We start from the raw sequence: 17,463 nt of genomic DNA on the forward strand, positions 1-17,463 counted from the left end.
GGCACGGAAGGACTACGCCATGAGCCGCCGTCCACGACTCCTGGCGGCCTCGGTCGCGCTCAGTGCGCTCCTGGGGCTGCTCACCCTCGTCACGGCACAGTCGGCCGCGGCGGACACCGAGATCTGCGAGCAGTACGGCACGACGACGGTGGCGGGTGGCCGCTACGTCGTCGGCAACAACCGCTGGGGCACGAGCGCGACGCAGTGCATCTCGGTCAACGACCGGGGCTTCCGCATCACGCGCGCCGACGGGCAGACCGCGACGAACGGCGCCCCGAAGTCCTACCCGACGATCTACGCGGGCTGCCACTACGGCACGTGCTCGAGCTCCGAGGTCATCGGCCCGAACGGCGTGCGGGTGTCCGACTCGCGGTTCGCGTCGATCCAGACGAGCGCGTCGATGACGTACCCGTCGAGCGGCACGTACGACGCGGCGTACGACATCTGGTTCCACCGGTCGCAACCGAGCGCGACGACGGGCCAGAACGACGGCGCGGAGCTGATGATCTGGCTCAACCGGCAGGGGTCGATCCAGCCGATCGGCTCGAAGGTGGCCACCGTGAACCTCGCGGGCTCGACGTGGGACGTGTGGTTCGGCAACACCGGCTGGAACGTCGTCTCCTACGTGCGCACCTCGACGGCCGGCTCCGTGAGCTTCTCGGTCAAGACGTTCTTCGACGACATGCTCGCGCGCGGCTACGGGCAGTCGTCCTGGTACCTGACGAGCGTCCAGGCGGGCTTCGAGCCGTGGATCGGCGGGACGGGTCTGGCGGTGACGGACTTCTCGGTCACGGGCAACGGCCAGCCGCCGACGCAGACCACCCCGCCGCCTACCCAGACCACGCCGCCGCCGGGCGGCTCGTCCGGCTCGTGCTCGGCGACGTACGCACTCGTCGGGTCGTGGGGCGGCGGGTTCCAGGCGAACGTCACCGTGAAGGCCGGGTCGAGCGGCGTCACCGGGTGGACGGTGCGCGGCACGCTGCCGTCCGGCTCGGGCGTCCAGAACGTCTGGAACGGCCGGTCGACGGGGTCGGGCTCGTCGCTCGTCGTGGCGAACGAGTCCTACAACGGCTCGCTCGCACCGGGCGCGTCGACGACGTTCGGGTTCGTCGGGACGGGCAACGCGCCGTCGTCGCTGTCGCTCACCTGCGGGTGACGCGCCGGCGACGTCTCGCCCGCTGGTAGACGCCGCGGGTCGGTGGGCACGCGCAGGTAACCTGGGCGCGTGCCCACCCCCCGCGTCGTCGTGCTCGACTACGGCTTCGGCAACGTGCGCTCCGCGGTCCGCGCGCTCGCGCGCGCCGGGGCGGACGTCGAGCTGACCGCCGACAAGGCCGCCGCCACCGAGGCGGAGGGCCTCGTCGTGCCCGGTGTCGGAGCGTTCGCGGCCGTGATGGCGGGGCTGCGCGCGGTCGGCGGCGACCAGGTCGTCGACCGGCGCCTCGCGGGTGGCCGGCCCGTCCTGGGCATCTGCGTGGGCATGCAGGTGATGTTCGGCGAGGGCGTCGAGCACGGCAAGCACACCGAGGGCCTGGGGGAGTGGCCCGGTGTGGTCGACCGGCTCGACGCGGACGTCGTGCCGCACATGGGCTGGGCGACGGTCGACGCGCCCGAGGACTCGGTCCTGTTCGACGGCCTGCACGACGAGCGCTTCTACTTCGTGCACTCGTACGCCGCGCGCGCCTTCCCCCTGACGGACTCGCCGACCGAGCGGCTCACCCCGCCGCTCGTGACGTGGTCCGAGCACGGCGACCGGTTCGTGGCGGCGGTCGAGAACGGTCCGCTGTCCGCGACCCAGTTCCACCCCGAGAAGTCCGGCGACGCGGGCGCGCACCTGCTGCGCAACTGGCTCGACTCGCTGCGCTGACCGCGCCCGCGCGGACGACCGGATCCGACCACCCCGACCTGCCCTGACCGACCCCGACCCGCCCCGACCCGCCCCGACCGTCCGGAGGACGAACCCGCATGACCGACCCCCGCCTCGAGCTGCTGCCCGCCGTCGACGTCGCCGACGGGCAGGCCGTCCGCCTCGTGCAGGGGGAGGCGGGCTCGGAGACCTCGTACGGCGACCCGCTGTCCGCCGCGCTCGACTGGCACGCCGGCGGCGCCGAGTGGATCCACCTGGTCGACCTGGACGCGGCGTTCGGACGGGGCTCCAACGCGACGCTGCTCGCCGAGGTCACGGCCGAGCTCGCCGGCAAGGGCGTCAAGGTCGAGCTGTCGGGCGGCATCCGCGACGACGCGTCCCTCGAGCGGGCGCTCGCCACGGGTGCGACGCGCGTCAACCTCGGCACCGCCGCGCTCGAGGACCCGGCGTGGACCGCGCGCGTGATCGCCTCGCACGGCGCGCAGATCGCGGTCGGCCTCGACGTGCGCGGCACGACCCTCGCGGCGCGCGGCTGGACGCAGGAGGGTGGCGACCTCTGGGAGGTGCTCGCGCGCCTCGAGGACGCGGGCTGCGCGCGTTACGTGGTGACCGACGTGACGAAGGACGGCACGCTGCGGGGGCCGAACGTGCAGCTCCTGCGCGACGTGTGCGAGCGCACGCAGGCGCCCGTGGTCGCGTCCGGCGGCATCTCGAGCCTCGAGGACCTGCGCGTGCTGCGCACGCTCGTGAGCGCGGGCGTCGAGGGTGCGATCGTCGGCAAGGCGCTGTACGCGGGCGCCTTCACGCTGCCCGAGGCGCTCGACGTCGCGGGGCGTCCCTCGACGGAGGGCTGACGCGTGGCCGGTCGCGAGCTGCCGCCCTCGTCGCCGTTCGCGTCCGACGACGGTGCAGCGGACCCGCGGGTCGCGGCGGCGCTCGCGTCCCTCGGCGCGGGCGAGGGCTCGCTCGCCGAGGTGGTGGCCGCGCTCGCCGGCACGCGCGTGCTGGTGCCCGTGCTCGCGGAGCTCGACGTCGCCGACGTCGTGGTGCACGACGGGCACGAGCACACGGTCGACAAGGAGGCGTCGACGGGCATCGTCGCGCTGCGGACCCCCGACGGGCGCCGCGCGCTGCCCGCGTTCACGTCGGTGGCGACGATGGCCGCGTGGCGCACCGACGCGCGTCCCGTGCCCACGGACGTCGCCCGCGCCGCGCTGTCCGCGGTGCAGGAGGGCTGGGAGGTCGTCGTCGTCGACCCCGGCGGGCCGGTGCCCGCGCTGCTGCCGCGGCCCGCGGTCTGGGCGCTCGCCAAGCAGGAGGCGTGGGTCCCCGCCGTGCACGCGGGCACCGTGGCCGACGACGTGGCCGCCGCGGTCTCGCGGGCCCTCGCCCCCGTCGCGGCCGTCGTGCGGGCGGACGTCGAGCCCGGGCGGCGGGCCGAGCTCGCGGTCGTGGCGACGCTCGTCGCGGGCCTCGACCGGGCCGCGCTCGAGCGCGCGGTCGAGCAGGTCAACGCCGCGCTCGCCGCGGACGAGGTCGTGGCCGAGCGCGTCGACTCGCTCGAGCTGCGGCTGCGCAGCGCGGCCTGACGCGCGGGCCGTCAGCGGTCGGCGAACGCCGCCACCGCGTGCGACACGGCCTTCGCGACAGCGGTCACGGCCAGCGCGGCCCCGGCCGACGCGACCGCGGCCACCGCGACGAGCTGCCCGCCGAGGATCACGCGGTTGAGGTCCAGCGCCGGGCGCCAGTGCACGCCGTCGTCGTCGACGACGAACACGCCGACCGCCTTGACGTGCGCCCCGTAACCGCCGCCACCGCCGTGGCCGCCCCCGTACCCGCCGTGCGTGTCCGGGTCCGTGTCGTCGTCGCCCGACGTGGACGCGTCCTCGTCGGCAGGCCCGTCGTCGCCCTGGCCGGCGGCGTCCCACTCCTCGACACCGCGACCCCGCGCCGCCCACGCGCGTGCGCGGCGCGCCCAGCCGCCGGTCGGGAGCGCCCCGCCGCCCTCGCCGTCGCCCGCGCCGAGGCCCGTCGCGGCCCACACGCGCGCCACGGGGATCACGGTCACGCCGTCGCGCTCGTACGCCTCGCCGAACACGCGGCGGACGGTGAACGTCTCGTTCGCGGCGGTCGCGAGCGCCGACGGGTCGAAGCGAGGGACGTGTGCCATGGCTGCCTCCTGCGGTCGGGTCGGGCGTCGCGGTGCGAGCCCCGTGCTCGATCCTGCGCGCTCGTGCCCGCGAGGTCCACCCCCGCTCGCGGGTCGTGCTAGCCGGTGCAGGTGGGTGCGGGGGAGACCTGCTCCTCGTCGTCCAGGAGGCTGCGCAGCGTGCTGACGGGGACGACGAAGCTCGTGCCGTCCTCGCCCCGCGCGTAGACGACCCCGACGACGCGCCCCTGCGCGTCGAGCACGGGCGACCCGGAGGAGCCGAGCTCGACCCGCGCGTCGGTCACCAGGACCTCGTCGAGGTTCTCGTCCAGCGGGTCCGTGGTCGCGCCGATGACCTTGCCGGTGGTCATGGTGAGCTGGCTCCCGCGCGGGTAGCCGACGATCGTGACCTCGGCGCCCGGTGCGGGGTCGAGCGGGGCGAGGCCGCCGTACGCGGGCAGCGGGTCGACGGTGCGCACGAAGGCGAGGTCGGCGAGGGACGCGGTGCTCGCCGCCTGTGCGCGGACGTCCCGCCCGTCGTACGTGCTGATCTCGAGCGCCGCGGACTCCGAGACGACGTGCCGGTTCGTCACGAGCGTGTGGTGGTCGATCGCGAAGCCGGACCCGGTGGACAGCGAGCCGCAGCCGACGTTGCGGATGCGTACCGACATGCGGATCGCGGCGTCGAAGCCGTCGGGCGACAGCGCGCTGCCGGGCCGGGGCGAGGGCGACGGCGAGGCGAGCGGCGCGGACGTGCCGACCAGCGTCGTCGGGACCGGGTCGGGCAGCGGCGGCAGCGCACCGCACGCGGCGAGCGCGAGCCCGGCCAGCCCCGCCAGCACGGCCGTGACCGGCGTGCGCGGCGCGGGCCCCGACGACCGGGACGGCCGTGAGCCCGCCCGCGACGGGCGACGCGCCGGCGTCACGGTTCGAGCTCGTGCTGGAGCTGCTCGTTCGCCTCCGTGGCCTGGCCGCACAGCGCGTCGACGTCGTCGCGGAACCGGCGCAGCGCGGCGGGCTCGTGGGCCTCGGCGTTGTCCATGTACCGGATGAGCTGCTCCTGGCCGGCGATGCACGTCGCGAGCGCGGTGGCCACCTTCCCCGCGGCCTGGGACACGCGCGCCTGGTAGTCGGTGAGCTGCTGCTGCGCCGCCGAGTCGTCACCCAACTGGGCCTTCTCGTCCGCGAGCTCGGTGATGCGGTCCTGGGCGGTGCCGAGCTGCTCGCGGGTGTCGTCGAGCACCTCCTGCGCGGCCGCGAGGTCGCCCTGCGTGCGCTCGAGGTCCGCCGCGGCGGTCACGGCGAGCGTCTCCCAGCCCGCGCTGGTCGCGCGCCACTCGTCCGTCGTGCGCCACAGGTACGCGACCAGCGCGCCGCCGGCGACGAGCGTGAGCGTCAGGCCGGCTGCCAGCACCGGCACGGCGCGCGGGCGGCGACGTGCGTGCGCCACCGACGGTGCGTCGCCCGCAACCGTGTTCCGAGGCGGGGCGGCGGGTTCGGGGGGTGGTGGCGGGGGCGGCACGTCGTCGTGCGGCGTCCGCGCGGCGTGCGCCACCCAGCCGGGGGTGCCCGACGCTCGTCCCCCGCTCGCGCGCGCGTCCTCCATCGGCACCCGCACAGGATAGGCACGCGGGCCGGAGCACGCCGCACGACGGGTGACAATGATGGGATGTCTTCCTCCTCCTACGGGGCCGTGCTGCGCCTGCCCGCGGTCGCGCGGCTGTACGTGGTCGGGTTCGTGTGCCGCATCCCCGCGGCCATGGTGGGGGTCGTCCTCACGCTGCACGTCGTCACGTCGCTCGACCGCGGCTACGGCCAGGCGGGGGTCGTCGCGGGCGCGTCGACGATCGGCATCGCGATCGGCGCGCCGTGGCGCGGGCGGCTCGTCGACCGCCTCGGCCTGCGGCGCGCCATCGCGCCCTCGGTCGTCGTCGAGTCCGCCGTCTGGCTGGTCGCGCCGCACCTCGGCTACCACGCGCTCGTCGGCGCGGCGTTCGTCGCCGGGCTGTTCCTCGTGCCGGTGTTCTCGGTCGCCCGCCAGTCGCTCGCGGTGCTGGTCCCGCCCGCGCAGCAGCGCACGGCGTTCGCGCTCGACTCGGTGCTCGTCGAGCTCACGTTCATGCTCGCGCCCGTCGTCGGCGTGCTCATCGCGACGCAGGTCTCGACGACCGCGGCGCTCACCGTCGTCGGCGTCGCGACCGTCGGCGGCGGCGTCCTGCTCATGTGGGCCGACCCGCCCACCCGATCGCAGCGACCAGCGCCCGTGCTGCCCGCGGACCTCGACGCGCCGGCGCACGGGCTGGGGGCGGCCACGCCGGCGCGCACGCGCGTCGTCACGCCCGAGCTCGTCGTGCTGCTCGTCGCGGCCGCGGCGGCGTCGTTCGTGCTCATCGGCACCGACGTCGCGCTCGTCGCGTCGCTCAACGATGCGGGCCGCCCCGGCGACGTCGGCTGGATGGTCGCGCTGTGGGCGGGCGGCTCGGTCGTCGGCGGGCTCGTGCACGGTGCACGGTCGAGCTCCCCGCCGCCGCTCTGGCTCGTCGTGCTGCTCGCGCTGGCGGTCGTGCCCGCCGCGTTCGCGGCCGTGCCCGTGTGGCTCGCGCTCGCGGTGTTCGTCGCCGGGCTGCCCTGCGCGCCGACGCTCGCGTCGATCAACGCGACGCTCGTGCGCATCGCGCCCGAGGAACGTCGCGGTGAGGTCATGGGCTGGTCGGGGACCATGTCGACCGTCGGCAACGCGCTCGGCGCACCGCTGTGCGGGTGGGCCATCGACCACGTGCACCCTGGCGCGGGCTTCCTCACGGCCGCCGTCGTCGGGGGCGGGGTCGCAGCGGGCGGGCTCGCGGTCCAGCACGTGGTGCGCCGCCGCCGGGGCGGCACGCGCGGGCTCGCGGCCGCGGAGGTCAGCTCACCGGGCCGGTGAACTTCTCGCCGGGCCCCTCGCCCGGTGCGTCCGGGAACGGCGACGCCTCACGGAACGCGAGCTGCAGCGAACGCAGGCCGTCGCGCAGCGACCGCGCGTGCTGGTTGCCGATGTCCGGTGCGGACGCGGTCACGAGCGCGGCGAGCGCCGTGATGAGCTTGCGGGCCTCGTCGAGGTCCAGGTACTGCCGGCCGTCGCCGTCCGGGCCGTCCTCGGCGAGGCCGCACTTGACGGCGGCGGCGCTCATGAGGTGCACCGCCGCGGTGACGATCACCTCGACCGCGGCGACGTCCGCGATGTCCCGGGTCGCGTCACGGGCGGGGTCGTGGGGCGTGGCCTCGTCGCTCATGCGCTCATCCTCGCACCCGCCGCGCGGCGGCCCGCGCGGGGCGTGCGTGGTGTGCGTCTCGCCGCCGGACGCGGACGACCCCCGCACCTGGGCGTGCGGGGGTCGTCCGTCGGTCGCTCGCGCGGGCCGCTCGGTGGTGGCTCAGGCGACGGGCGTCGCCGACGTCGCCGGGGTGCCGGTCTCGACGGGCGCGGTGCCCTCGAGCCGGGCGCGCAGCGCCGCACCCAGGCCCGCGTCGACCTGCGTCCAGTACTGGACGGCCCGCTCCCGGATGTCGGCGCGACGCACGCCGCCCACGTGACCGGTGATCGTGTCCAGGAAGCGCGCGCGGGCCGCGTCGTCGAACACCTCGCGGTAGAGCGTGCCGGCCTGACCGAAGTCGTCGTCCTGCGCGTGCAGCGTCGCCGCGGCGCGCGTCAGGTCGCCGTCCGACTCCCAGCCGCCGTCGGTCGCGCGGGTCGGGTCGGCCGCGGGACCGCCCGCCGAGTTGGGTGCGTACACCGGCGTCGTCGCCGACTCGAAGTGGTAGCGCGCCGCGCCGTCCTTCGAGTACGAGTGCACGGACGACTTCGGCGCGTTGACGGGCAGCTGTGCGTGGTTCGTGCCGACGCGGTACCGGTGCGCGTCCGCGTACGAGAAGATCCGCGCGAGGAGCATCTTGTCGGGGCTCACCGCGATGCCCGGCACGAAGTTGCTCGGCGCGAACGTCGCCTGCTCGATCTGCGCGAAGTAGTTCTCCGGGTTGCGGTTGAGCTCCATCACGCCGACCTCGACGAGCGGGTAGTCCGCGTGCGGCCACACCTTCGTCAGGTCGAACGGGTTGAAGCGGTACGTCTTCGCGTCCTCGTACGGCATGACCTGGACGGACAGCGTCCAGCGCGGGAAGTCGCCCGCCTCGATGTGCTCGTACAGGTCGCGGATGTGCACGTCCGCGTCCGATCCCGCGAGCTGCGACGCCTCGTCGGCGCTCAGGTTCTTGATGCCCTGCTGCGTCTTGAAGTGGTACTTGACCCAGAACCGCTCGCCCGCGGCGTTGATCCACTGGTAGGTGTGCGAGCCGAACCCGTCCATGTGCCGCCACGACGCCGGGATGCCGCGGTCACCCATGAGCCACGTCACCTGGTGCGCCGACTCGGGCGACAGCGACCAGAAGTCCCACTGCATGTCGTTGTCGCGCAGGTGCGAGCCGGGCAGGCGCTTCTGCGAGTGGATGAAGTCGGGGAACTTGATGCCGTCGCGGATGAAGAAGACGGGCGTGTTGTTCCCGACGAGGTCGTAGTTGCCCTCGGACGTGTAGAACTTCAGCGCGAAGCCGCGCGGGTCGCGCCACGTGTCGGGCGAGCCGAGCTCGCCGGCGACGGTCGAGAAGCGCGCGAGCATCTCGGTGGTCGCACCCGGCTGGAACACCGCGGCGCGCGTGTACGAGGAGACGTCGCCGGTCACCGTGAACGTGCCGAACGCGCCGCCACCCTTGGCGTGCACGACGCGCTCGGGCACCCGCTCGCGGTTGAACTGCGCGAGCTTCTCGACGAGGTAGTGGTCGTGCAGGACGATCGGGCCGTCCGCGCCGACCGACAGCGCGTGCGCGTCGGAGGCGACGGGCGCGCCGGAGTTCGTCGTGGTGGCGGGCACGTGAGACATGGGTGTCCTCTCGCAGGTGGGCGTGACGGTCCACGGCCCGGCGGTGCCGGTCCGTGTCGTGGGGGACCCGCGGCACGCGGTGCGTGACGCGGACGGGTGGGGGAGCGGTCGGGGGAGCTACCCGGTGGTGTGCGGGTCGTCGCCGCGGCAGTGCGCGCACAGACCCCAGAACGTCACCTCGGCGGCGTCGACGGCGAAGCCCGTGGTCCCGCTCGGTTCGAGGCAGGGCGCCTCACCGACGACGCAGTCGACGTCCTCGACGGCGCCGCACGCGCGGCACACCACGTGGTGGTGGTTGTCGCCCACGCGACGCTCGTACCGCGCGGGGTGCCCGGCGGGCTCGATGCGGCGCACGAGGCCCGCCTGGGTGAACGCGGCGAGCACGTCGTAGATCGCCTGCACGGAGACCGACGGCATGCGGGTGCGTACCCCGCGCAGCACAGCGTCGGCGTCGGCGTGCGGCGAGGCCGTCAGGGCCTCGAGCACCGCGAGCCGCGGCGCCGTGACCCGCAGGCCTCGGCTGCGCAGGAGCTCGTCGTCGTTCATGGGACCCACCCCATCACAGAAACTGGAACGATTCAAGTAATGGAACAGTTCCAGTTGTGGTCGTCGCCCCTGCCGGGCCGGTGCCCGCGCCGCGCGCTCGCGCGAGGTGCCGGGTCGCATCACCCCGATGTGTCGGCACGTCGTTGTGTCTGGTAGCCTCGTCCACCGACTGACCTGTGCTGTGTCCCGACGCCCGTGAGGGTCCGGAGCGCGGCCCAGGTGCACAAGTGGAGTCTCTCCCACCTTGGTCCCGACCGTCCGGCGCGAGCCGGCGACAGGGTCCGGGTCCGGTCTACGACGTCCGCCGTCCCGGCTCTCGCCGGGAGGACGCGCGTCGTGCGTGCGCATGCTCGTCGTGCGCCGGATCGACAGAGGCCTCCACCTGTACCCGGGACGGAGGCCTTCTTCGTCCCCGGCGGTCCGTCACGACGAACCTGGAGGAGCACCCATCAGCGAGCCCCGCATCAACGATCGGATCCGCGTCGCCGAGGTCCGCCTGGTCGGCCCTGCCGGCGAGCAGGTCGGCATCGTCCGCGTGGAAGACGCACTGCGCCTGGCCCAGGACGCCGACCTCGACCTGGTCGAGGTCGCCCCCGACGCGCGCCCGCCCGTGGTCAAGATCATGGACTACGGGAAGTACAAGTACGAGGCCGACATGAAGGCCCGCGAGGCCCGGCGGAACCAGGCCAACACGGTTCTCAAGGAGATCCGCTTCCGGCTCAAGATCGACCCGCACGACTACGCCACCAAGAAGGGCCACGTCGAGCGGTTCCTCAAGGCCGGCGACAAGGTCAAGGTCATGATCATGTTCCGTGGCCGCGAGCAGTCGCGCCCGGAGATGGGTTTCCGCCTGCTGCAGCGGCTCGCCGCCGACGTCGCCGAGTTCGGCTTCGTCGAGAGCTCCCCGAAGCAGGACGGGCGCAACATGATCATGGTGATCGGCCCGACCAAGAAGAAGGCCGAGCAGCGCCAGGAGCAGCGTCGTCAGGCGCAGGCCGCCGCGGCGCGCGACGCCAACGCCGCCGCGAAGGCCGCGCAGGCCTCCGCGTCCGACGCGGACGACGACGCCGACGAGGCATCCGTGGTGAGCGCCCCGGCGCCCGCCGCGGTGGTCGCCGAGGCCCCCGCTGCGGTCGAGACCGACGCGACGGACGGCGCGACGGACGAGGGCGACGAGGGGACGACGCAGGCGCCTGCCGCCGAGCCCGTGGCCGAGAAGCCGGCCCGACCGGCTGCCGCTGCCGCACCCCGGTCGGCAGACGCCGCCAAGCCCGCCGCTGCGCCGAAGCCTGCCGCTGCGGCGAAGCCTGCTGCCGCGCCGAAGCCCGCTGCTGCGCCGAAGCCCGCTGCTGCGCCGAAGCCCGCTGCTGCGCCGAAGCCGACGGCCACGCCCAAGCCGACGGCCACGCCCAAGCCGAGCGCCACGGCCGCCAAGCCCGCCGCGCCGCGGCCGGCACCCCGGCCCCGACCGAGCGCGCCGCGCAGCACCGACTGACCCGAGACGGCCGGGACGCCCCCGCGGACCGGCCCCCGAGCGAGTCGCACGAACCCGTGCGATGCGAACGACAAGGAGACACGGCAGCCATGCCGAAGAACAAGACGCACTCCGGTGCCAAGAAGCGCTTCCGCGTGACGGGGACGGGCAAGGTCATGCGTGAGCAGGCCAACGGTCGCCACCTGCTGGAGCACAAGTCGAGCCGCCGCACCCGCCGCATCGCCGGTGACGTGGTCGTCTCCGCTGCCGACACCCCCAAGATCAAGAAGCTGCTCGGCAAGTGACTCGTCCGGGCGCCCCTCGGCGCCCGGGGTCCTTCCGGCCCTGACCAAGCAAGGAGCATCACGTGGCACGCGTGAAGCGGGCGGTCAACGCCCAGAAGAAGCGTCGTTCGACCCTCGAGCGGGCCAGCGGTTACCGCGGCCAGCGCTCGCGTCTGTACCGCAAGGCGAAGGAGCAGGTCACCCACTCCCTCGTCTACTCCTACCGTGACCGCAAGGCGCGCAAGTCGGACTTCCGCAAGCTGTGGATCCAGCGCATCAACGCTGCGGCCCGCGCGGAGGGCATGACCTACAACCGTCTGATCCAGGGCCTCAAGCTCGCGGGCATCGAGGTCGACCGCCGTGTCCTGGCAGACCTCGCGGTCAACGACGTGGCGGCGTTCAACACGCTCGTCAAGGCGGCCAAGGACGCGCTCCCTGCCGACGTCAACGCCCCCAAGGCGGCCTGACGCGACACGCGTGAGCAGTTCTCCCACGAAGCCCCCGGCCCGGTGCCGGGGGCTTCGTCGTCCCCGCGCGGCACGACCCGCGATGATGGACCCGTGGATGCACGAGACCTGCTGACCAACCCGCGCAGCGACCGGGTGCGCGCGGTGCGCGCGCTCGCCGGACGCGCGGCGCGCGAACGGCACGGCCGGTTCGTCGTCGAGGGGCCGCAGGCCGTGCGCGAGGCCGTGTCACCCACCGGTCGCGTGCGCGTGCGCGACCTGTACCTCACGTCGGCGGCGGCGCAGCGGTACGACGAGATCGTCCAGGCCGCCGCGCGGCGCGGGATCCGGACCACGCTCGGCGACGACGAGGTCCTGGCGGCGATGAGCCCGGACGCCCAGGGCGTGGTCGCGGTCGCAGACCTGCTCGGGCCTGGGTCGGACGTGGTGCTCGCGGCCGCCCCGCGGCTCGTCGCGGTGCTCGCCCAGGTCCGCGACCCGGGCAACGCGGGCGCGGTCATCCGGGCGGCGGACGCCGCGGGGGCGGGCGGCGTGCTGCTGAGCGCCGCGAGCGTGGACGTGCACAACCCGAAGGTCGTCCGCTCGACCGCCGGCTCCCTCTTCCACCTCCCGGTCGGTCACGGGGTCGCCACGGGCGACGCGGTCGGTGCGCTGCGGGCCGCCGGGCTCGCGGTCCTGGCCGCCGACGGTGCGGGGGAGCACGACCTCGACGACCTGCTCGACGTCGCGGGGGCGGCGCCCGCGGGCGTGCCCGACCTGGCCGCGCCGACGGCCTGGCTGTTCGGCAACGAGGCGTGGGGTCTGCCGGACGACGACCGTGCGCTCGCGGACGCGGTGGTCCGCGTGCCCCTGCACGGGCGTGCCGAGTCGTTGAACCTCGCGACGGCGGCGACGGTGTGCCTGTACGCGAGCGCCCGGGCGCAGCGGCGCGCGCCCGCGCTCCCGCGGCCGGGAGCGGGTCGGGCCTCGTGAGGGCGTTCGCGGCCGTGTGGCCGTCCGACGAGGTGCTCGACCACCTGGACCTCACGCTCGCGAGCGTGCGCGGCGGCCCGTCGGGCCGGTCGTCGGACGTGCGCTGGTCCGCGCGCGAGACATGGCACCTGACGACGTCGTTCTACGGGGACGTTCCCGACGGCCTCGTGCCGGACCTGGTCGCGGCGCTCGACGCGGCCTGTGCGGGCCTTGCGCCCTACCCGCTTGGCCTGCGCGGTGCGGGGGTGTTCTCGCACCGGACGCTGTGGGTCGGCGCGGCGGGTGCGCTCGACGCGCACCAGCACGTCGTGCGCGCGTCCCGCGACGCGGGCGAGCTCGTCGGCGCGCAGCAGGACGCCCGGGTGCGCGAGCGCCCGCACCTGACGATCGGCCGCGCGCGCCCGGGGAGCGGACCGCCGCGCCGCCGCTCGTCGCGACCCGCGGCCGAGGGCGAACGTCCCAGGGACACCGCGCGGCCGGGGGACGACCCGCTCGCGGCGCTCGTGCGCGCGCTCGCGGTGTACGAGGGCCCGCGCTGGAGCGTCGAGGAGGTGCGTGTCGTGGAGTCCATGCCGGGCGCGGGGCGCGGCGGCGGTCCGCTGTACCGCACGGTCGAGCGCCTTCCGCTGCGGGGGACGACCGGCTGACCATCGCCTGACCTCCGTCCTGACCGACCACCGCGCAGGACGGTGGCCCGCACGCGCCGGACCGTGCCATGCTGGGCACGTGATCGCTCGACGCGCGGCGGCTGGTCGCCGATTTCCGAAGCCCGTTCCCGGGCCGCGCTGACGCGCACGTGAGCGGAGCCGCGCAGGCTCGTCGCCCCGTGGGGGCGGACGGGCGTCGCCGCGTGCTGGACCTCCCGGACGGCCCCGGACCGGGCGCCTAGACTTGCCCGCTGGTCGGGCGCGCCGTGGGCGCGCCTGCCGCACGCCCACCTTCGGAAGGTTCGGATGTCCGAGACCCCTGCTGCTGCCGACGGCAGCGCACCTGACCTGTCCCCGCTCGACGAGGCCGGCGTCGCCGCCGCGGTCGACGCGGCGCTCGCCGACGTCGCCGCCGCGGGCGACCTCGACGCCCTGAAGTCCGTGCGCCTCGCGCACACGGGCGACCGCAGCCCGCTCGCGCTCGCGAACCGCGCCATCGGCGGCCTGGCACCCGCCGACAAGGGCGTGGCCGGCCGGCTCGTCGGGCAGGCCCGCGGTCGCGTCAACCACGCGGTCGCCGAGCGCCAGGTCGTCCTCGAGGCCGAGCGCGACGCGCGTGTCCTCGTCGAGGAGACCGTCGACGTGACGCTCCCCGTGGACCGTCGCCCGCGCGGCGCGCGCCACCCGCTCGAGGTGCTCCAGCAGCGCGTCGCCGACGTGTTCGTCGCGATGGGCTGGGAGATCGCCGAGGGTCCCGAGCTCGAGGCGGAGTGGTTCAACTTCGACGCGCTGAACTTCGGTGTCGACCACCCCGCGCGCCAGATGCAGGACACGTTCTACGTCGCGGACCCCGCCGGGTCCGACGCGCCGTCCAACCTGGTCCTGCGCACGCACACGAGCCCGGTGCAGGCGCGCGCCCTGCTCGAGCGCGGCGTGCCGGTGTACATCGCGTGCCCGGGCAAGGTGTTCCGCACCGACGAGCTCGACGCGACGCACACGCCGGTGTTCCACCAGGTCGAGGGCCTCGCGATCGACGAGGGCCTGACGATGGCGCACCTCAAGGGCACGCTCGACCACTTCGCCAAGGCGATGTTCGGGCCCGACGCCCGTACGCGGCTGCGCCCGTCGTACTTCCCGTTCACCGAGCCGTCCGCCGAGATGGACCTGTGGTTCCCGCAGAAGAAGGGCGGGCCCGGCTGGATCGAGTGGGGCGGCTGCGGCATGGTCAACCCCAACGTGCTGCGGGCCTGCGGTGTCGACCCGGAGGTCTACTCGGGCTTCGCGTTCGGCATGGGCATCGAGCGCACCCTCATGCTCCGCCACGGCATCGGCCTCATGCACGACATGGTCGAGGGCGACGTGCGGTTCTCCACCCAGTTCCAGGCGGTGATCTGATGCCTCGCATCCCCCTGTCGTGGCTCGGCGAGCACGTCGAGCTCCCGGCCGGCCTGACGGCCGAGCAGCTCGCGGCCGACCTCGTGCGCGTCGGTCTCGAGGAGGAGGCGATCCACGCCGCCGCGGTGACGGGTCCGCTCGTCGTCGGGCGCGTCGTGGAGCGCACGCCCGAGCCGCAGAAGAACGGCAAGACGATCAACTGGTGCCGCGTCGACGTGGGCGACGAGCACAACGAGGTCGCCGAGGACGGCACGCGCGGTCCGCGGGGCATCGTGTGCGGTGCGCACAACTTCGACGTGGGCGACCACGTCGTCGTCGCGCTGCCCGGCGCGGTGCTGCCGGGGCCGTTCCCGATCGCGTCGCGCAAGACGTACGGGCACGTGAGCGACGGGATGATCTGCTCGGCGCGCGAGCTGGGCCTCGGTGAGGACCACTCGGGGATCATCGTGCTGAGCGAGCTCGGCCTCGACGCGCCCGTCGGCACCGACGCGCGCGAGCTGCTCGGGCTCGGCGAGGAGGTCCTCGAGATCAACGTGACCCCCGACCGCGGGTACTGCTTCTCGATGCGGGGCGTCGCACGCGAGTACGCGCACTCGACGGGTGCCGCGTTCACCGACCCGGGTCTGCCCGAGCCGGTCGACGAGCGTCCGGCCGGGTTCGCGGTCGAGATCGAGGACGACGCGCCGATCCACGGCGTGCCCGGCGCGGACCGGTTCGTCGCGCAGGTCGTGCGGGGCGTGCGGGCGCACGACCCGTCGCCGGCGTGGCTGCAGCGCCGGCTGCAGCAGGCGGGCATGCGACCGATCTCGCTCGCGGTCGACGTCACCAACTACGTGATGCTCGACCTGGGCCAGCCGTTGCACGCGTACGACCTGGCGACGCTCGCGGAGCCGATCGTGGTCCGCCGCGCGCGCCCGGGCGAGACGCTCCGCACGCTCGACGACCAGGTGCGCACGCTCGACCCGCAGGACCTGCTGATCACCGACTCGCCGGACGGGCGCGGCTCGCGGCCGATCGGCCTCGCGGCGGTGATGGGCGGCGGCGAGACCGAGGTCGGGCCGACGACGAGCGACCTGCTCATCGAGGCGGCGCACTTCGACCCGGTGTCCGTCGCGCGCACCGCGCGTCGGCACCGGCTGCCGAGCGAGGCGTCCAAGCGGTTCGAGCGCGGTGTCGACCCGCGCCTGCCGCGGGTCGCGGTGCAGCGGGTCGTCGACCTGCTCGTCGAGCACGGTGGTGGCACCGCGGACGTCGCGCTGACCGACGTGGACCGCACGACGCCCGTCGCGTCGTTCGAGCTCGACCTCGAGCAGCCGGGCCGGCTCGTCGGCGTGCCGTACACGCACGACGAGGTCCGTTCGGTCCTCACCGAGATCGGCTGCGAGGTGCGCGACGTGCGTCCGGGCGTCGTCGCGGTGACGCCGCCCACGTGGCGCCCGGACCTCACGACGGGGGTCGACCTGGTCGAGGAGGTCGCCCGCCTGCGCGGCTACGACGCGATCCCGTCCGTGGTGCCTCCGGCGCCCGCGGGGTTGGGGCTCACGTGGGAGCAGCGCGCGCGCCGCGGGATCGCGGACTCGCTCGCCGAGTCCGGGCTGGTCGAGGTGCTGAGCTACCCGTTCGTGTCGACCGAGCAGCTGGACGCGCTCGCGCTGCCGCAGGACGACGAGCGTCGTCGCGCGGTTCGCCTGGTCAACCCGCTCTCGGACGCGCAGCCGTTCATGCGCACCGACCTCCTCGTGACGCTGCTCGACACCGCGCGTCGCAACGTGGCCCGGGGCAACGTGGACGTCTGCGTGTTCGAGTTGGGTCTGGTCACTCGCCCGGGCGCGGGTGCGGGCGCCGCCGTGTCGCTGCCGGGCGGTGCGCGGCCGTCGCAGGAGGACCTCGCGGCTCTCGAGGCCGCGGTCCCGCCGCAGCCGAGGCACGTCGCGGGCGTGCTCGCGGGACGCGTCGAGCCGGCCGGGGTGTGGGGCGCGGGTCGCCGCGCCGACCACGGTGACGCGATCGCGGCGGTGCAGCGCGTGGCGCAGGTCGCGGGTCTCGAGGTGCGGCTCGTCGCGGACGGCGCACGTGCGCCGTGGCACCCGGGGCGGTGCGCTCGCGTCGAGACCGCCGACGGTGCGGTGCTCGGCTGGGCGGGGGAGCTGCACCCGAACGTCGTCGCGGCGCACGACCTGCCGGCCCGCGCGGCGGCCTTCGAGCTCGACCTCGACGCGCTGCTGGCGGCCGCGCCGCGCGAGGCGCGTCAGGCGCGCGGGGTCTCCACGTTCCCGGTGGCGAAGGAGGACGTGGCGCTCGTCGTGCCGTCCGGAGTGCCGGCCGCGGACGTGCTGGACGCGGTCCGCACGGGAGCCGGGGCGAGCGCCGCGGGCGACGTGGTCGAGGACGTGCGGCTGTTCGACGTGTACGAGGGTGACCAGGTCGCCCCCGGGCACCGGTCGCTCGCGTTCTCGCTGCGGCTGCGTGCCGACGACCGCACCCTCACGGCGGCCGAGACCGCCGGCGTGCGCGAGGCAGTCGTCGCGGAGGCGGGAGCACGGTTCGGCGCGACGCTGCGGGCCTGAGCCGCGCTGCTGGTCTGAGCGACGCGACGGCGGCCCCGGACGGCCTCCCACGGAGGTCCGCCCGGGGCCGTCGTCGTCCCCGGGCCGGTCCGCGCCGTTCCCCGCACGGGTGACGACGACCCGGCGTCACGTGCTCGTCATGGGACGTCCGATGAGTTCACCGCATCGTTACTCACCAGTAG

At 74.9% G+C, this 17,463-nt stretch carries 18 protein-coding genes; 12 read left to right on the top strand and 6 right to left on the bottom strand.

From position 1 onward, the window contains the following. Positions 1-19: 19 nt before the first annotated feature. The 4 genes from CBP52_RS18120 (at position 20) to CBP52_RS03460 (ending at position 3,456) form a co-directional block, all read left to right on the top strand. The gene (locus tag CBP52_RS18120; protein ID WP_094179836.1) at positions 20-1,156 is read left to right on the top strand and encodes a cellulose binding domain-containing protein; all 1,137 of its coding nucleotides are present in this window, start codon (positions 20-22) and stop codon (positions 1,154-1,156) included. 69 nt (positions 1,157-1,225) lie between these two features. Further along, positions 1,226-1,867: an imidazole glycerol phosphate synthase subunit HisH gene (hisH, locus tag CBP52_RS03450; protein ID WP_094179837.1), complete on the top strand. Its 642-nt coding sequence runs from the start codon at positions 1,226-1,228 to the stop codon at positions 1,865-1,867. A 98-nt stretch (positions 1,868-1,965) separates the two neighbouring features. Further along, entirely contained in the window at positions 1,966-2,721 is a 756-nt protein-coding gene (gene priA, locus CBP52_RS03455) for a bifunctional 1-(5-phosphoribosyl)-5-((5-phosphoribosylamino)methylideneamino)imidazole-4-carboxamide isomerase/phosphoribosylanthranilate isomerase PriA (RefSeq protein WP_094179838.1), read from the top strand. Positions 2,722-2,724: 3 nt separating this feature from the next. Then, positions 2,725-3,456, top strand: a complete 732-nt coding sequence (locus CBP52_RS03460; RefSeq protein ID WP_094179839.1) for an SseB family protein — start codon at positions 2,725-2,727, stop codon at positions 3,454-3,456. An 11-nt stretch (positions 3,457-3,467) separates the two neighbouring features. Here CBP52_RS03460 and CBP52_RS03465 read toward each other — a convergent pair whose 3' ends face one another. From CBP52_RS03465 to CBP52_RS03475, 3 genes are all read right to left on the bottom strand, one after another. After that, positions 3,468-4,037 carry a hypothetical protein gene (locus CBP52_RS03465; RefSeq protein ID WP_094179840.1) on the bottom strand — a complete coding sequence of 190 codons (570 nt, stop codon included), beginning with the start codon at positions 4,035-4,037 and terminating at the stop codon, positions 3,468-3,470. Positions 4,038-4,135: 98 nt separating this feature from the next. Beyond that, positions 4,136-4,858: a S1C family serine protease gene (locus tag CBP52_RS03470; protein WP_094182111.1), complete on the bottom strand. Its 723-nt coding sequence runs from the start codon at positions 4,856-4,858 to the stop codon at positions 4,136-4,138. Positions 4,859-4,938: 80 nt separating this feature from the next. Continuing rightward, positions 4,939-5,466, bottom strand: a complete 528-nt coding sequence (locus tag CBP52_RS03475) for a hypothetical protein (protein ID WP_232514641.1) — start codon at positions 5,464-5,466, stop codon at positions 4,939-4,941. A gap of 219 nt (positions 5,467-5,685) precedes the next feature. On the opposite strand from CBP52_RS03475, the gene CBP52_RS03480 reads away from it, so the two are divergent. Next, complete coding sequence (locus CBP52_RS03480) at positions 5,686-6,939, top strand: MFS transporter (protein WP_094179841.1); 1,254 nt, start codon at positions 5,686-5,688, stop codon at positions 6,937-6,939. Here the strand turns inward: CBP52_RS03480 and CBP52_RS03485 are convergent. The 3 genes from CBP52_RS03485 to CBP52_RS03495 form a co-directional block, all read right to left on the bottom strand. After that, positions 6,920-7,288 carry a DUF1844 domain-containing protein gene (locus CBP52_RS03485; protein WP_094182113.1) on the bottom strand — a complete coding sequence of 123 codons (369 nt, stop codon included), beginning with the start codon at positions 7,286-7,288 and terminating at the stop codon, positions 6,920-6,922. The two genes, CBP52_RS03480 and CBP52_RS03485, sit on opposite strands and share 20 nt — an antisense overlap. 141 nt (positions 7,289-7,429) lie before the next feature. Next, a complete protein-coding gene (locus CBP52_RS03490; RefSeq protein WP_094179842.1) occupies positions 7,430-8,929 on the bottom strand; it encodes a catalase in 1,500 nt (499 codons plus the stop codon). Positions 8,930-9,046: 117 nt separating this feature from the next. Next, positions 9,047-9,475 (bottom strand): Fur family transcriptional regulator, encoded by a 429-nt coding sequence (locus CBP52_RS03495; RefSeq protein WP_094179843.1) that lies wholly within the window; start codon positions 9,473-9,475, stop codon positions 9,047-9,049. 496 nt (positions 9,476-9,971) lie between these two features. On the opposite strand from CBP52_RS03495, the gene infC reads away from it, so the two are divergent. The 7 genes from infC (at position 9,972) to pheT (ending at position 17,281) form a co-directional block, all read left to right on the top strand. Next, positions 9,972-10,970, top strand: a complete 999-nt coding sequence (gene infC / locus CBP52_RS03500; protein WP_232514743.1) for a translation initiation factor IF-3 — start codon at positions 9,972-9,974, stop codon at positions 10,968-10,970. Positions 10,971-11,059: 89 nt separating this feature from the next. Then, on the top strand, positions 11,060-11,254 hold the full coding sequence (gene rpmI / locus CBP52_RS03505) for a 50S ribosomal protein L35 (RefSeq protein ID WP_013883985.1): 195 nt from the start codon (positions 11,060-11,062) through the stop codon (positions 11,252-11,254). Positions 11,255-11,316: 62 nt separating this feature from the next. Then, positions 11,317-11,700, top strand: coding sequence for a 50S ribosomal protein L20 (gene rplT / locus CBP52_RS03510; protein WP_094179845.1), 384 nt, complete (start codon positions 11,317-11,319; stop codon positions 11,698-11,700). A gap of 93 nt (positions 11,701-11,793) precedes the next feature. Further along, positions 11,794-12,672 (top strand): RNA methyltransferase, encoded by an 879-nt coding sequence (locus CBP52_RS03515; RefSeq protein ID WP_232514642.1) that lies wholly within the window; start codon positions 11,794-11,796, stop codon positions 12,670-12,672. Continuing rightward, positions 12,669-13,319, top strand: a complete 651-nt coding sequence (gene thpR, locus CBP52_RS03520; RefSeq protein WP_094182115.1) for an RNA 2',3'-cyclic phosphodiesterase — start codon at positions 12,669-12,671, stop codon at positions 13,317-13,319. Before CBP52_RS03515 ends, thpR begins: the two co-directional genes overlap by 4 nt. 306 nt (positions 13,320-13,625) lie before the next feature. Further along, positions 13,626-14,714, top strand: a complete 1,089-nt coding sequence (gene pheS / locus CBP52_RS03525; RefSeq protein WP_094179846.1) for a phenylalanine--tRNA ligase subunit alpha — start codon at positions 13,626-13,628, stop codon at positions 14,712-14,714. Next, a complete protein-coding gene (gene pheT, locus CBP52_RS03530; RefSeq protein ID WP_094179847.1) occupies positions 14,714-17,281 on the top strand; it encodes a phenylalanine--tRNA ligase subunit beta in 2,568 nt (855 codons plus the stop codon). The genes pheS and pheT overlap by 1 nt, the downstream gene beginning before the upstream one ends. The last annotated feature ends 182 nt before the right edge of the window (positions 17,282-17,463 follow it).

Source organism: Cellulomonas sp. PSBB021, from assembly GCF_002240455.1.
Classification (GTDB): domain Bacteria; phylum Actinomycetota; class Actinomycetes; order Actinomycetales; family Cellulomonadaceae; genus Cellulomonas; species Cellulomonas uda.